Below are 16,811 nucleotides of genomic sequence, written 5' to 3' on the forward strand. Positions count from 1 at the left end.
TATACTTATTTTGCTCTTTCTTCTTTAGAGTTTATAACTTTTCCTTGCGCTTCACGTTCCTTCTTCTTTCCTTTTAAAAATCCAAAATAATAACAAATCACACCTGTACCTAGGGAAGCCTGCACAGCAAATATAAGACTTTCAATTTCACCACTTGGCGGTTCCCAAATACTGCTAAACCATGGTTTATATCCTGGACTTATTTCAGTTATAGCTTCTTCTGCTGCATCATCAGCTCCACCATACTCTGCTTTAGAATTTATAATTAGAGGAAGTATAACAATGGCAATAACTAATATAAATAATATAATATTTCTTTTTTTAGATTTCCCCATCGATTATTCCCTCCTTTTTATATTCCATTAATAAATTAAATACTATAGCAGACAAAAGTCCTTCTGCAATAGCTAGTGGAATTTGAGTTACTGCAAATATTCCTAAAAATTTTGTAGCTGATGCCATAAATCCACCTACTGGATCTGGATGAGCTAGTGCTAATTGTATTGCTGTTACTAAATATGTTAGTAAATCCCCTAAAGCAGCAGCAGCAAAAACTGCAACTGAAGGCTTAGCTCCAAATTTTTTAAACAATTTGTATACAAAATATGCTACAATGGGCCCTATAACAGCCATAGAAAAAGTATTAGCACCTAATGTTGTTAATCCACCATGTGCAAGTAGAAGTGCTTGGAATAAAAGTACTATAACTCCAAGTACAGTCATAACTGTAGGTCCAAACATTACTGCACCTAGACCAACTCCAGTTGGATGCGAACAACTTCCAGTAACAGATGGTATTTTAAGGGCTGAAAGTACAAATACGAAAGCTCCAACTAAGGCAACTAACATTTTCTTATTAGGTTGCTCTTTAAAAACTTTCTTTAAATTTATAAGTCCTAGAATAAAGAATGGTGCTGAAGCTATAAACCAAATTATAACCCATTTTACTGGCAAATAGCCTTCAGCTATATGCATAGCTTGCACATATGCAGGGGTAGTTAATAGGGTTAATAGAAAAAAGATAAATACCCCAATTTTTTTAGTATTTTTCATATTCTCTCCTCCTTATTTTCCTATATGTAAACTTTAACTTAAGCTTATAAAAACCTATTAAAAAAATCCTAACCTGATAAAGGTTAGGACTCTAATTTCATAAGCCTATAAAAAGCAAATATATACTAAATAGGATATAAAATAAGTATTACTCTTCCCTCCGAAGGTTACTTTAACAATTTAGGCAGGTCTCCTGACTTAAGAATCACTTTACTCCTCATCCTTCCCATATTTACATACAGTGGTTTTTTGAGTTTCATCATCTATTACAGTAGCGGGGGCTGTAGTGGATTTTAACCACTTTCCCTATTAATCTACTAATAGAACCTAAATCTTATATTTAATTTTCTCTAAAATTACTAAACTTATACTACCACATTAAATTTATTTATGCAATAGTATAGTAGCATCTTTTAGGAGAAACTATTTTTTCTTCTGACCTTAACTTTTTAATAGCTTTATCTACTTCTTTCTTATCTATACCTGATTTTTCTGCAATTTCTCCTGCTTTCATCGGTTCTTCTGACTCCTTTAAAGTGTTTAAAACTTTTTCTAAAATATCCATTTAAAAACCCTCCTTATATATTCTTTAAATTTCTTCCTCTAGTATAATTTTACCTTCTAAATTTTTTATAGTAAAGACCCCTTCTTCCAAAATACCATAAGAATTCTCACTCTCTCCCTTAGGTATAGAAATGGAACCAGGATTTATCATTGTTATTCCATTAAAAGTTTCAATCAATGGAATATGAGTATGTCCATAAATAAAAATATCTCCTTCTACTAAAGGCGGCATATTATCCTTATTATATAAATGTCCATGAGTTAAAAATATTCTTCTATTATTTAAAAAAATAATATTATAATCACTCATCATTGGATAATTAATAAGCATTTGATCCACTTCACTATCACAATTTCCTCTTACTGCTATTATATTATTTCTATAAAAATTCAACTTTTCAGCTACCTCTTTTGGATTATATCCCATAGGAATATGGTTTCTAGGTCCGTGATATAGTGCATCCCCTAAAATCACCATATATTGCGCTCCCTCTTTTTTATAACATTCAATTGCTTTATTTAAAAAATGTGAGGATCCATGAATATCCGACATAAAAAAAATCTTCATTATAATACACCTCTTATTTAAGATAGATTTACTCCACATAGTATGAAAATTGTAAAATTCAATAATATTATACCATACAAAACATTTTTTAATCTCTTATTTTTTATGGTTGAAAATTCATCAAAAACATGTTAAATTATAATTGCATTATGAAATTATAATTGCTATTTATTAATAATAATTGTTTAAATCGAGGTGGATAAAATGCTAAAAGATTTTAAAGAGTTTGCTATGAAAGGTAATGTAGTTGACCTTGCAATAGGTGTTATAATCGGTGGTGCTTTTGGAAAAATCGTTTCTTCTTTAGTAAGTGATGTTATAATGCCTCTTTTAGGATTACTTTTAGGTGGGGTTAACTTTACAAATTTAAAATTAACTTTAAATGGATTAGCTTCTGAAAAACCTATAATTCTTAATTATGGTAACTTCATTCAAAATGTATTTGATTTTTTAATTATATCTTTTTCAATTTTTTTATTTGTAAGATTGATTAATAGATTTAGAAAAAAAGAAGATGTAGAAGAACTTGCAGTTTCTAAAATTTCAAAAGAGGAAGAGCTACTTACAGAAATTAGAGACCTTTTAAAAGAACAATCAAAATAAAAAAAGAAACTTCTCTAAAAGCCTATGCTTAATAATTAAGAGAAGTTTCTTTTTTATAGTTTACTTACTTAATAATGCCTTCCAGGTATTTTGCCCAACTATACCATCGGCTGACAATCCTTTGTCTAATTGTAACTTTCTAACTGCTTCCCTAGTACCTGTACCGTATATACTATCAGCACCATAACTTCCTACCTTATATCCTAAATATATAAGTTTTCTTTGTATCCATCTAGTAATTTCCCCTCTAGCTCCAGGAAGTACTAATATTCTATTAGCAGCTTCTTGAGTTTTAGGTCCATATATACCGTCTTCAACTAAACCTGCATGGAACTGTTTATTAAACTCTTTTTGCAGTTCTTTTATATTAGGCGCTGTGTTTTTATTATCGTTATTGTTTTGATTTTCACTTGAATTTCCTGACTGTGACCCACTAATTTCCTTTAATAAACCTCTTACAATAGCTTCTGCTATGGCATCAGAACCTAAGGATTTATATCTCCCATAATCCTCCATACTATCTATAAAAAATACTTCTATTAAAATAGCCACTGGTCTTGAACGTCTTATAACATAAAGATTACTACCATCCTTAGTACCTCTACTTTTAAACCCTAGAGAAGCAAGATTACTTAATACATTTTCACCCAGTTTATATCCTTCTTTAGACATGGCATATACTTCACTACCTTGACCACCACCTGCATTTAGATGTATACTTACCAAATAATCTGCACTATATGCTCCATCACATCTTTTTTGAAGGGAATCACGAACACTAATTGCACTATTAGGTCTCACATTTATAGCTTTATGCCCTCTTTTAATAAGTTTAGCTATAACTTTTTCTGCTATATCTAAAACTTCTTTTTGTTCATCTAAATATCCAATAGCCCCTCCATCACCCCCTAGATTACCACCAATGTCTCCATGACCTGGATCTATCGCAAATATCATTCTATCATCCTCCTGTATTTAATATATCAATATTAATATATGCATCCCCTAAATTTTTGAGATAAATAGAGTTCTAATCTTCAGAAGAAATCTTTATTCCTATGAAGATTAGAACTTCTTATCCAGTATTTAGTTGCTCATTTCGCTCACTTTGAAGAAGATGTGAGTACTAGAGGATAGTCATGCAATAAAGTCTAGGAGAGTTTTGTATTTTAAAAAAAGTAGAGCCTCTTAAATTTAAGAGACTCTAACTTTTTTATTATCTACGTATTCTTACCTCATAGTCACCAGTACCAGAAGTCTTGTATACACATAAATAGTATTTTCCTCTAGATAAATTAACACCATTTACCAATTTATTTCCATCTGCTTTAGCATATGAAACATAGTTTCGATTATCTCCTTCTCTATAAAGAACCCAGTTTGCTCCGAAATTACCTAGCTTAGTAACCTCTATATTTACATTGCCTGATTCATTAACATCAAAGACATAGTAATCATTTGAGTCATTATAGTCAAATCCACCAAGAACAGTACTATTAAAATTAGGAATTATATTTGCCTTATCCATAGAACCATTCTCTTCTTTTTCATATATAAATTGCTCTTCTGGATTTGGATTTGGTGTTGATGTATTTCCTTTTAAATTTATTGAATAAGATACTTTAGAACTTTCATCATATTTATAAAGGTATAAATAGTATCTTCCCTTAGTAGCATTAAAGGTATTGGTTTTTGTATTGCCTTTATCTAAGCCATGTGATAAATAGTTGTCATTTCCAGCCTTATATACAAGCCATGTAAATTGTGAGTCTCCAGTATAAGGCACCTCTATAGTTACCTCACCATCTTTTTCTACATCAAAATAGAATACATCCTCTGTGTCTCTTCCTTCCATGATTCCTTTTACACTAGTTCCACTTATTATTGGGCCATTAGCATTGTTAAAATCATTATTAGGTTCCATTTCTTTATCTGTAGGAGTTGAAGTATCTTCTTTAACTATTTTTAAGCTTACACTTTCTGTGGTCATAGCTCCCTTATCATCTGTAACCCTTAAAGTTACAGTATAGTCCCCAGCATTTTCAAATACATGGACTGGATTTGCTTCCCTGCTTGTCTTTCCATCACCAAAATTCCATAAATAAGAAGCTATGCTTCCATCTTCATCTATAGTTCCATTACTGCTAAATGAAACTTCTCTTCCAGCTATTCCTGTGCTTGGAGCTGTTAATTTAACAATAGGTGCTTTATTTTCATTCCCAGTTTGTCCATTATCAGTTGAAACACCATGGAATACTATATCATATTGAACTTTATTATCACTTGTTACCTTATAGTTTGTAAAATATGCAGTTAAGGTTTTATATCCACTCCATGAATTTTGTCCTAAAGATTTTAAGACATCATCAAGCTTCTTACTCATGTTATTCCAATCTTCTCTTTCTCCTTTTGAAACTTCACCAACATAAGTTCCTCTTAAAGTAAATGTATTAAAGAATTGAGAGTTTTCTTTTGAAGTCTTTACATCTTTAAGAGAAGCAGCTCTTGTAATATCAGCATAAACTTCTGAATCTTTCTTGTATCCATGATCTTTTAAATAATCATCAGAAACTAGTGGTACTGTTAAATTATTGTAATTATCTACTAAACTTTGCATATAAGCTTGATATGATTGATTTTTACTGCTATCATTAGCTAATTCTTTTATATATCTATCATAAGAAGTTACATCATTATTTAATATAGCCTTATTTATTTTAGCGAAGGTAGGCATGTCTTTTGCATACATATAATTAGAAAGAGCAAATCCATAAGTGTATACATCGCCTCCATTATCATAGGTTGCATTTACAGTTTGATTTAAGCTAAATCTTTTGCTTGAATTTGTTGGTATATAGCTTGTTACTGATTTTCTTGGTACTATTCCTCCTGTACGAGTAGAACCTGCAAAGAATTCCGCTGTTCCTTCTTCGTACCAAGTAATTCTTGGTTTCTCATAGAAAGGCCCTTCACCCCACATACCTCTAACCAAATATCTTCCTTGTAAATAGTGAGTAAATTCATGTCTAAATAGTTCTTCTAAACTATATATACTCTCTTCTGGTGTCCTCTCATAGGTGTAGAAGGTTCCTTGGCTTTCTATATATATACCACCATTATCAGTACTAATTCCTGTTAAATAAGTGTTCATCTTATATTCCTTAGGATCATTAAATATCTGCATTGTTAAAACATCATCAGTATTCCCTTGTTCTAAAGCTTTATCATTTCCTATAACCCTATGGAATTGAGATTTTACTTCCTTTGCAGCCCAATAAAGTCTCTTTACTTTTTCTTCTGAAACTCTAGCGCCTGCTTTTATAACAAAGCTTCCATTATCAAAAGTATAAGTCTTTGGAAGATAATAATTTGTACCTTCCTTAACTATTTTATTTATATCTATTTTATTTCCATTGGAATCTATACCATTATACATAACAGATAATCTATCAACTGCATTAAAATACTGTTCACCATATTTTGTATACATGTTCATAGCATCTGTAAGGTTTTTTCTTATTTCATTATCTTTATTAGCATAAATACCTATGTTAGCTAAATAATATATCCCATTATTAATTACCCAAGCATTTCCTTCTGTAACCTTGCCATAAAGAGCTAAGTTTTTTAGTTCCTCTACAAATGGATCTATTTTTCCATACCAAGGCATATCCTTTGGACTTTTATTGTAAGTTGCAGAGCTAAAATCATATTCTATTTCCTTCATAAGAGTATGAACTGCTGTACCCTTAGCATAGTTTTCAGCATATACATCCATGCCTTGAATAAATTGTTTTAATATCTTAGCACAATTATTTACAACTTGTTCATTAGAAGATGCGTTTCCTATTAATCTACCTAAGGATGTTATAACCTCATCTTGTGCAGCTGTTCCAAGTTTAAAGTTCACATTATTTTGAATAGCAAGCATTGCAGGTATACATTTATCTTGGAAAGCCCTATCATTTAAATAAGCTAGATCATCATAGTAGAACCCTAAATAAAATCCTGCTCTTAATACCTCAACTAAAGTAGGTATTCCCTTCATATCACTTGAAGTGTAAGTTTTACCACTTTGTTCTAGAGCATTTATTATAGCTTGTACACGATTTTTATCCTTAAAGAAAGTAGCTGAACCTGTACTATATTCAAATAAACCATTAATATCATTCCATTGAATTGTCTTTAGCAACTCTGTAAGTTGACTATAACTTAAAGTATTTAAATAACTAAAGTCATATTTAGCAGCCGCTGCAACTGCTCTAGGTGAAGCTGTTAAACTGTTAGCTTTGTTTAAAGTAACTTCTGGTTTAACATCTTTAACCTGTGCCTCTTCTAGCGTAAGAGCATGTTCAACTTCATTATTTTCTTTATTTTCTTTTTCTATACTTGGAGCATTTTTTAGCTTCTCTATTTTATTTATATTATTATCTGTTACCCTTTTTGCATCCTTAGCTAAAACCACATTAGCTGTGTTAGCTGTAAGCATTGCAACTAAAATTGATACACTAGTAATTCTACGTAAAGACTCTAACTTGGATTCTTTTGAATAATTCTTTATTAGAATCTCAATTATATTCTTTTTCATAAATATCCCCCTTATTTTTTCAAATTAAGCCTTTTAACCAAAACCCTTATTAACTTATTATTTCGAATTTTAAGAAAATAGATTTTTTAAATATATAAATTCTTATAATCTACCTTCTTATTTTTTTAAATCATATGTAAAACCACCTCCTAAAAATATAATTTTAGTGTTTAATAAAAATTATATACATTATTTCCTATAATGTAAATACTTTTAGAAGATTTTTAACACTTTTAATTCCTATTTACACTTTATTTCGTACGATATTTTTCTACATTGTATTTCTAAAAATTTAGACCTTCTCATATATTATGATCTATATTTGTTTAAATTTTTAGTATATTGCAACTTTTTATTTGTATAAGTTGTATTTTATTAAATCTTAATCATGAAACATGGAACATATTCCCTAATGTTTAAAAATATATTTAATTAATTCTTTGCATTATGTCATCTTTAGATAAATACATCTCTCTTATCCCTTTTTCCAGTTCCTTGTTTTTACTTCCTACGTTAGAACCTATATTTTCTATTATACTTTCTAACCTAGGTTTAGAATAGGCAATTATGCCTTTATCAGTTTTCTTTATAACATTAAGTTTCCTAACATCTTTCCACTCATCTAATTGATTTTCATTTACTAACCAAAGTTCTAGCAGTATAATTTTATATTTTTTATCTTTTTTTTGAAAAATAACTTTTTTAATTCCTGAAGAATCTTTCATATGAATTATTTTGTACTTATCTTCCCAAGTCTTCGGTATGTTGAAACTTATATCCATGTTCTTATTTTTGTATACATCTTCCTTCTTACCATTTTTAATTTCTTCTGATACATTCCCATGGCACCCTATAAGTGTTACACATAAACCAAAACATATAAAACAGTATAGAAGCCTTTTAAAATTTATATCCACTTTACCCACTCCTAATCTTTAGTTCAATATTAGCTTTTACTATTTTTTTTAAAATATACTTTTAAACCCCCTTAAAAAATCCCTATTTCATAATGCATGGTAAACTAAACATCAAAAAACCATGCATATATAGGAATCAATTTATCCCTTTATGCATGGTTTTATTCATACTAAGATTAATAAATATTTATTTTAAAAAATACTTTGTATATTTTATGTATAAACTCAAACTAATGTATATTATAAAATTCCTCTAAAGTTAAGTTGTTTTCTGTAAGATAGGTTGCAAGTTCTTCACCTACATATCTAATATGCCAAGGTTCAAAAGAATATCCTGTTATATGAGTTTTCTCTTTTGGATATCTAATTATAAAACCATATTTACAACAATTCTCTTTTAACCACTTACCTTCTTTGGTATTAGCAAAACTTTGATTTAAGTCATATCCCATACTTCTAATTCCAAGGTCTATTGATAATCCAGTCTGATGCTCACTTTGCCCCGGCTTTGCTGAATACCTATCAGCATAATCATATCCTTTAGAGTTTGCAATATATGAGTAAGTAACAACTTGATTTTCATAGGATCTATAAGCTGATACCCCCTTAAAATATATTCCCTCTATAGTAGCATCATTAACTAGTTTTTCAACAGATATAGCTGCTTCTTTTCTAAGCATATTTTCCTTATTAAAACTAATTGATGTAAATCTTATTTTTACAGGAAGTAAATCTGATGGTTCATAGCTTCTAGGTAAATTTCTATTTTTATTTGCTACTACATTAATTTCATCACAATTTGCAGCAAAATTCTTTTCATTTTTTAGATAAGAAGTATTAACTATAGGGTACTTTATCTTTAAAATAGCTTCTTCCACTTGTTTAGGATCCTTTTTGCAATTTTCATTTTTGTCTACTAAATTCATCCCATTACTATTTACGGCATTAGAGTTATCTTCTAACTGAAGTGCATAAACATAATGACTCTTATTATCACTATTATGGAATTTACATATATTCTCACATACAAATATGGTAGAGAAAATAATTAAGCTAATAGAAAGAACTTTTACTGTTCTTTTATCACTTATACGTTTTTTAAATTCCATTTCTTTCACCTTCCCTTATAAAACAAATAAAAATCTTCATATTATTATACCATAGTTTCAATTTATAATAAACCTGAAAATTTTAGACATAAAAATCCCTATATAATATAGAGATTTTTATGTTTTTATTATTTAATTTAACTTACTATTTTACCTATTATACTATAGTATATGATAACTACATATATTTAATAACTCATAGCTAGAGTGGTGTCCTAGGATATTTTAAAATTGCTCATTATTTTATATAACTCTTCTGATATTCTTTTTGAATCATCAGATAGTTCTGCAATTTTAACTATATTATTCATTTCCGTTTCTACAGAAGCCGAAACTTCTTGAGTACTAGCTGATGTTTCCTCTGTAACAGCAGTTATATTGTCTAGAGAAGTTACTATGTACTCTTTACTGTCTTTTATAGAATCAGAAAGTTCCTTAACCTTATTTGTCTTTATTCCTATTTCACTTAGAATCTCTACAAGCTTATTTAAAACTTCTTCAGTATTTACTATAGATTCATTTTCTTCCATTACAATTCTACTTACTTCTTCTGTGGTCTTAACAGCATTATTAGAAATATTTTGTATATTTGTTATCAATTCTTTGATATGTCCTGTAGCCTTTGATGTCTCTTCAGATAACTTTCTAATCTCATCTGCAACTACTGCAAAGCCTCTTCCAGCTTCCCCAGCTCTAGCTGCTTCAATACTAGCATTTAATGCTAAAAGATTTGTCTGATCTGCTATGCTATCTATAATAGTAACTATAGACTCTGCATTTTGAGCATAGTTACTAACATTTGAAATAACCTCATTAATGGAATTTATATTTTCATTGCTTTCTATAGCCTTTTCATTTAATTCTCCTATAATACTTAAACCATTTTTACTTATCTCACTAGAACTTTGTGCAAAAACATAAAGATCATTTACTAGAGAATAATTCTCTTCAATATGGTCTCCTAAAGCCTCTGTCTTTGCAGCAATTTCTTCAACATCTTTAACTTCATTAGAAACACTTAAAGCAACTTGTTCAATAGCTGCTGAAATATCTCTTACTGTATTTTCAGACTCATTACTAATTCCGGAAAGGTTTTGAGAACACATATTTATCTCTTCTGAAGATTCATTTAATTTTATAGCTATATTCCTTATATTATTTCTCATTTTCTCAATGTTATATGCAATTTCCCCTATTTCATTTTTATTATTTTCATATTTAGATAAAATGTTTTGAGAAAAGTCTCCATTTGAAATCAACTCTATTTGTTTATTACAATCATTAAGTGGCTTTAATTGCTTCCTAAGAATTAACATTATTATAGACCCTAGAACCCCCAAAACTAAAATGGCTAAAATTACAGAACTTTTAATTAAAGAATTCCTAGCATTTTTTAGATCCTGTAATGATAGTTCAATATCCATAGCACCTATAATTTTATCCCCTACTTTAAGAGGAGAGGTTATACTATATACATTTTCTCCTATATCCTTATCAAAAAACTTATTCCTAAAAATTTTCCCTTCTTGTACAGCTATTTTCTTAGGGCTATCTTTTCTATCTTCTCCTATATACTTTTTATCATTGCATGCAATTATTTTCATATCCGAATTAAAAACAGTAAAAAATTTAATCTTATCTGAAATCTTAGCAGATTTTTCAATAATATTCTGCATTCCTACTTCTTCTCTTAATTTTTCTACATCTGTAGCCTTAATACCTACTTGAGCAAAATATCCATTGGATAAGGTTACAGCTGCAAACTTTACTAGTCCTCCACCTATAGTATTTTTCCTTATAGGTTCTATTATAAATTTTTCTTTACCACTAAATAAAGCTTGCATAGGATGGTCCTTTGGATGTTTCCATCCTATACCTCTAGGGTCGCTAGAATAAATATTTTGACCATCTTTAGAAATATTAAATTCTACTAAATCTAATTTTTTAGTAAGTTCCTCTAACTTACTATTTACTTCCTTGTCACTTTTCCCAGAATTAATAAGATTTTCCCCTGTATAAGCTACAGCAAGTGCCCTTTTTCCTAATAATTCTTCAACCTTTTCTTCACTTTCTTTTCCCTGCTCCAATTTACTTACCAATTCCCTGCTCAAATACTCTCCACTTCTATCAATTTCTTTTTCTATACTCTTTACTGCTATTTTGGCATTTAGGAAAGTTAACAAAACAATCCCTAAGATAAAAAGAAGTAGTGAATTAATAGTTATTACAGTTTTTAGAGATCCCCCCTTTTTATTATCTTTCCCACTAAATACTTTACTCATAAAATCTCCCCCATATAAACTTTTGTTAAAAAAATGTCTTTATATTATGAATTATACTACAAATTGTTTAATTTTGTATATAGTACAATTAATATTTCAATTAAAGATTTAAACACTAGTCAATTATCTTATAATTACTTAGAAAACTCATATTCTCTTTGTGTAACTTATTTAAGTTTTTTGTAATTTTATTTAATATTTTTATAAGTGCAACTTAAAAATTTTTTATTTCATTTTTTAAATATTATAATAATTTTATTTAGTAAATATTTTTAGACTTTTCACTTATAACTTAAAATAAATTCTTAATTATATCAAACTATGTGTATTTATAAGACTATAATAGTTATTTATATTAAAAATTAAAATAAAAACTTTGTTTTAAATCGTTTTAGAAAAATTAGAATATTTATAGTTTTTTTAATACACCAAAAATTAATTCAAGTATATATTTATTTGTTTTATATGTATTTGATTAAACTTATTTATATAATATAACCTTTTTTTTAATTTAGTAAGATTTTTTAACATAATTTAAGTATAGAAAACATTTGCATAATTCAAATTTTATAAGTATAATAATTTTACATGAAATTATATTTTTCTACAAAAACTTTATAAAAGGGGGGCTTATTATGTCAGCTATAAAAAGCTATATAAGCGACATAAAAGAATCATCAAGAGATGCTAAGTTATTTTTATTAGCATATTTTCTTTGGGCAGTACAAGGGGGAGCTTATTGGACTGCTTACATGGTTATAATTCAAGAATCTTTTGGTACAGTGCAATTAGGTTCCATGATGGCAATATCAACTTTATTCTCTGCCATATCTGCTATACCAATAGGACTTCTTAATAAGAAATTTGGATTTAAAAAAATGATGATTTTTGGAGCTATTTTTAATACTTTATTTATGATAGTTACACTGTATACTAAAAACTTTCTATTACTTCTAGTATTTACAGCGCTTCAAGGACCACCAGCTGCTGCTACAGATGTACTTAGTGCACCACTTATTAATGCTACTACTACTGAGAAGCAAAGATCTACACTTTATTCTATGATGTTTGCTGGGTACTGGTGTATAGTTGCACTTGTGTCCAAGCTATCTGGAAATATAATTGTAGGTATTCAATCAAGTATGAATATTGATCAGTTAGAAGCATATAAATACTTCTTTATATTAACTTGTATAATTTCAATGATTTCAATAATTCCTCTACTTATGCTTTCAAATATTAAAATCGAAATCGTAGAAAAGAAAGAAAAAAAATCCTTTTCAGAATCATTTAAAGAAGTTGCAAATAAAGATGTTCTTATATATTTAGTTTATGTTGGACTTATAGGTTTAGGATTAGGGTTATTTACCCCATTCTTCTCAAACTTCTTTAAATCTGGACTAAAACTAGATCCAGTAACTGTTGGTAACGTTATTTCTGTTCAATATTTTGCCATGGTTATCGGTATGCTACTTTGCCCATTCTTCGAAAAGAAATTTGGAAGAATTGCAACACTTGGATTTTCTTCATTATTTTCCATACCATTTATGCTTGTTATAGCTAACTGTGATAAGTTTGGTGGTGCTATGGTTCCAGTTCTTACTATTTCCTTCTTTATGAGATCTGGACTTATGAACTTAAATATGCCTATTATGTATACTATTATCATGGAATTTGTTGAACCTGATAAAAGAGCTACAGTATCAGGACTTCAATCAACTTTTAGAACTGGATTATCTTCAGTATCTTCAGCTGTAGCTGGTGTGGTAATGTCAATTCCTGCATTTAGTGTTTTGGGATTAACAATGGATGGATATAGAGTTCCATATTACATAGCTGGTGCACTTTATTTTATAGCTCAAGTTATATTATTTAAAGTATTCTATAAAAGATATAACTGGCCTGAAAAATCCGAAAAGGAAGAAATGCAAGAAGCTACAGCTACTAACTAAAATTTACTTGTTACCTATATAAAAATCAAATAGTTATTTTGTTTTTAATGAAATTAATAAAAGGTAATCTTTGTTTTAATCAAAGATTACCTTTTTTGTTTGCAATTTTTTTGAGTATCTTGAAGCTTAAGATTTTATTTTGAAACTTTTTTAATTCTATTTATCTAAAAAAAATAAAAATATATCCCAATTAAATTTTTTTATAACTTTTTTGTCATATTCTGTACTATGAAAGTTGTTGATGAACTACCAAAACATACTTATAATTGTAATTGGTTTGTTATTAAAATATTTAAACTACATTTAATATTTAAAAGGGGGGGCTTATTTGTGTCAGCTATAAAAAGTTATATAAGCGACATAAAAAATTCTTCAAAGGATGCAAAGCTATTTCTATTAGCTTACTTTCTTTGGGCACTACAAGGGGGAGCTTACTGGACAGCTTATATGGTTCTAATTCAAGAATCTTTTGGAACTGTTCAATTAGGTAGTATGATGGCAGTATCAACTTTGTTTTCTGCAATCTCTGCTATCCCAGTAGGAATTCTTAACAATAAGTTTGGTTTCAAAAAAATGATGATTTTCGGAACTATTTTTAACACCTTATTTATGGTGCTAACTTTATATACTAAGAGTTTCATTTTACTTTTAGTATTCACAGCATTTCAAGGACCACCAGCTGCTGCTACTGATGTACTTAGTGCACCACTTATTAATGCTTCCACTACGGAAAAACAAAGATCAACTATTTACTCTTTAATGTTTGCTGGTTACTGGCTTATAGTTGCAATAACATCTAGCTTATCTGGAAGAATAATTGTAGCTATACAATCTGGCATGAATATTCCAGAATTTGCTGCATATAAATATTTCTTTATATTAGTTTGTGCAGTATCAATGATTTCAATTATTCCACTACTTATGCTATCCAACATCAAAATCGAAGTTGAAAAAAAGAAAGAAAACAAAAAAAAGAAATCACTTGGGGAATCATTTAAAGAAATCGCAAATAAAGATGTTCTTATATACTTAGTGTATGTTGGACTTATAGGTTTAGGTTTAGGATTATTTACTCCATTTTTCTCTAACTTCTTTAAAGATGGATTAAAGCTTGATCCAGTAACTATTGGTAATGTAATGTCTGTTCAATATTTTGCCATGGTTATAGGCATGTTGCTTTGCCCATTCTTTGAAAAAAGATTTGGAAGAATTACAACCCTTGGCGTGTCATCTTTGCTTTCAATACCATTTATGCTTATTATAGTTAACTGCGATAAATTTGGCAGCGCTATGATTCCAATGCTTACTTTTGCATTCTTTATGAGATCTGGACTTATGAACTTAAATATGCCAATTATGTATACTATTATAATGGAATTTGTCGAACCTGATAAACGAGCTACAGTATCAGGACTTCAATCTACCTTTAGAACAGGATTATCTTCCGTATCTTCTGCCGTAGCTGGTGTAGTAATGTCACTACCTGCATTTAGTCTTTTTGGACTAACAATGGATGGTTATAGACTTCCTTACTACATAGCTGGTACGCTTTATTTTATAGCACAACTTATATTATTTAAAGTTTTCCTTAAAAAATATAACTGGCCAGCTAAAAAAGAAACTGAAAACAAAGAAGAAATTCCTGCTACTAATTAATTATAGTAATTTAAAACAGAGCACTTCATAGAGAAGTGCTCTGTTTGTTTAATTACTTGAAATTTTATATATTTTATGTAAATTACTTTTTTTATTCATAATTATTTTTTTTTGAAAGGAATATTTCATTTTATGTAGAATAATAATAGTGCATAATAATAATTATTAATACTTTTTGAAAGGAGCAATATAGTTATGAATAAAGATTTTTTAAGAAAATACGCAGAATTGGCAGTTAAATCAGGGGTAAATATTCAGAAAGGTCAGAAATTAGTTATAAATACTCCTATTGAATGTGCAGAATTTAGTAGACTTATAGCCGATATAGCTTATGAAGCTGGTGCTAAAGATGTAGTTATGAATTGGAGTGATGAAAAATTCTCTAAGATTAGATTTATGAAAGCTCCAGATGAGGTTTTTGAAACAATGCCTGGCTATGAAAGAGATTTATATATAGAAAATGTAAGAGAGGGTGCTGCTTTTATAAGCATCCATGCATCTGACCCTGAACTTATGAAAGAAGTAGATCCAAATAGATTAGCACAAGCTCAAAAAACAAGAAGAATTGCAATAAAAGAATTTAATGAAAAATTAATGAGCAACCAAAATCCTTGGTCAGTAATATCTATACCTACAGTAGCTTGGGCTAAAAAAGTTTTCCCTGGTGTTTCAGAAGAAGAAGCTATGAAAAAACTTTGGGATACTATATTTAAAATAGTTAGAGTAGATAAAGAAGATCCTGTTAAGGCTTGGGAAGAACACAAGAAAAATTTAAGAGAAAAATTAGAGTTCTTAAATGCAGCTAAAATAAAAACTCTTCATTATAAAAACAATAAAGGAACTGACTTAAATGTGGAACTTCCAGAAGGTTATATATTCCTTGGTGGTTCTGAGCATACACAAGATGGTATAGAATTCCTTGCTAATATGCCTACAGAAGAAGTATTCTCAATGCCTCTTAAAACAGGAGTTAATGGAACTGTAGTAAGTTCAAAACCCTTAAACTATGGTGGTAATTTAATAGAAGACTTCTCCCTTACTTTTAAAGATGGAAGAATAGTAGACTTTACTGCTAAAAATGGTCTTTCTACATTAAAGCACTTAATCGAAACTGATGAAGGTTCTCATTACCTTGGAGAAGTAGCTCTAGTACCATTTGATTCTCCAATTTCAAATTCAAATATAATATTCTTCAATACTCTATATGATGAAAACGCTTCTTGTCACTTTGCTATAGGTAAAGCTTACTCAGTTTGCATAGAAAATGGAACAAAGATGAATGAAGAAGAGCTAGAAAAAGCTGGAGTTAATGATTCCTTAACTCACGTTGATTTCATGGTAGGAACAGAGGATTTAGACATAGTTGCTACTACAAAAGAAGGAAAAACAATTCAAATATTCAAAAATGGTAATTGGGCATTTTAAAATATAAAAATCCTAGTTATAATATATTTAAATAATACAAAAGCAACGCATAGAAAAAAATAATAAAATACACCCTATAGAGTGGACAATAAAA

The 16,811-nt window shown here is 29.1% G+C and carries 13 protein-coding genes and 1 riboswitch; of the genes, 4 read left to right on the forward strand and 9 right to left on the reverse strand.

The window, feature by feature from the left end; all coding sequences use genetic code 11:
• Positions 1-5: 5 nt before the first annotated feature.
• The 4 genes from FNZ64_RS09630 to yfcE form a co-directional block, all read right to left on the reverse strand.
• A complete protein-coding gene (locus FNZ64_RS09630; protein ID WP_142414588.1) occupies positions 6-335 on the reverse strand; it encodes an energy-coupling factor ABC transporter substrate-binding protein in 330 nt (109 codons plus the stop codon).
• Positions 322-1,053, reverse strand: coding sequence for an energy-coupling factor ABC transporter permease (locus FNZ64_RS09635; RefSeq protein ID WP_142414589.1), 732 nt, complete (start codon positions 1,051-1,053; stop codon positions 322-324). Before FNZ64_RS09635 ends, FNZ64_RS09630 begins: the two co-directional genes overlap by 14 nt.
• 166 nt (positions 1,054-1,219) lie before the next feature.
• Positions 1,220-1,399: riboswitch (cobalamin riboswitch) on the reverse strand.
• A 42-nt stretch (positions 1,400-1,441) separates the two neighbouring features.
• Entirely contained in the window at positions 1,442-1,618 is a 177-nt protein-coding gene (locus tag FNZ64_RS09640; protein WP_142414590.1) for an HTH domain-containing protein, read from the reverse strand.
• 24 nt (positions 1,619-1,642) lie between these two features.
• Complete coding sequence (yfcE, locus tag FNZ64_RS09645; RefSeq protein WP_142414591.1) at positions 1,643-2,185, reverse strand: phosphodiesterase; 543 nt, start codon at positions 2,183-2,185, stop codon at positions 1,643-1,645.
• 195 nt (positions 2,186-2,380) lie between these two features.
• Here yfcE and mscL point away from each other — a divergent pair, with 195 nt between their 5' ends.
• Positions 2,381-2,788 carry a large-conductance mechanosensitive channel protein MscL gene (gene mscL / locus FNZ64_RS09650; RefSeq protein ID WP_279233269.1) on the forward strand — a complete coding sequence of 136 codons (408 nt, stop codon included), beginning with the start codon at positions 2,381-2,383 and terminating at the stop codon, positions 2,786-2,788.
• A 60-nt stretch (positions 2,789-2,848) separates the two neighbouring features.
• Here the strand turns inward: mscL and FNZ64_RS09655 are convergent, their stop codons facing one another.
• The 5 genes from FNZ64_RS09655 to FNZ64_RS09675 all read right to left on the reverse strand — a co-directional run bounded on the left by FNZ64_RS09655 (position 2,849) and on the right by FNZ64_RS09675 (position 11,684).
• A complete protein-coding gene (locus tag FNZ64_RS09655; RefSeq protein ID WP_142414593.1) occupies positions 2,849-3,745 on the reverse strand; it encodes an N-acetylmuramoyl-L-alanine amidase in 897 nt (298 codons plus the stop codon).
• 259 nt (positions 3,746-4,004) lie between these two features.
• On the reverse strand, positions 4,005-7,376 hold the full coding sequence (locus FNZ64_RS09660; RefSeq protein WP_142414594.1) for a collagenase: 3,372 nt from the start codon (positions 7,374-7,376) through the stop codon (positions 4,005-4,007).
• 428 nt (positions 7,377-7,804) lie between these two features.
• Entirely contained in the window at positions 7,805-8,293 is a 489-nt protein-coding gene (locus tag FNZ64_RS09665) for a hypothetical protein (RefSeq protein WP_142414595.1), read from the reverse strand.
• Positions 8,294-8,523: 230 nt separating this feature from the next.
• On the reverse strand, positions 8,524-9,402 hold the full coding sequence (locus tag FNZ64_RS09670; protein WP_142414596.1) for a M15 family metallopeptidase: 879 nt from the start codon (positions 9,400-9,402) through the stop codon (positions 8,524-8,526).
• Positions 9,403-9,617: 215 nt separating this feature from the next.
• Entirely contained in the window at positions 9,618-11,684 is a 2,067-nt protein-coding gene (locus FNZ64_RS09675) for a methyl-accepting chemotaxis protein (RefSeq protein ID WP_142414597.1), read from the reverse strand.
• A 635-nt stretch (positions 11,685-12,319) separates the two neighbouring features.
• Here FNZ64_RS09675 and FNZ64_RS09680 point away from each other — a divergent pair.
• From FNZ64_RS09680 to FNZ64_RS09690, 3 genes are all read left to right on the forward strand, one after another.
• Positions 12,320-13,636 carry an MFS transporter gene (locus FNZ64_RS09680; protein WP_142414598.1) on the forward strand — a complete coding sequence of 439 codons (1,317 nt, stop codon included), beginning with the start codon at positions 12,320-12,322 and terminating at the stop codon, positions 13,634-13,636.
• A gap of 330 nt (positions 13,637-13,966) precedes the next feature.
• Complete coding sequence (locus FNZ64_RS09685) at positions 13,967-15,292, forward strand: MFS transporter (RefSeq protein WP_185903743.1); 1,326 nt, start codon at positions 13,967-13,969, stop codon at positions 15,290-15,292.
• A 195-nt stretch (positions 15,293-15,487) separates the two neighbouring features.
• Positions 15,488-16,717 (forward strand): aminopeptidase, encoded by a 1,230-nt coding sequence (locus FNZ64_RS09690; RefSeq protein WP_142414600.1) that lies wholly within the window; start codon positions 15,488-15,490, stop codon positions 16,715-16,717.
• The last annotated feature ends 94 nt before the right edge of the window (positions 16,718-16,811 follow it).

Source organism: Hathewaya massiliensis (assembly GCF_902143515.1).
GTDB lineage: Bacteria > Bacillota > Clostridia > Clostridiales > Clostridiaceae > Hathewaya > Hathewaya massiliensis.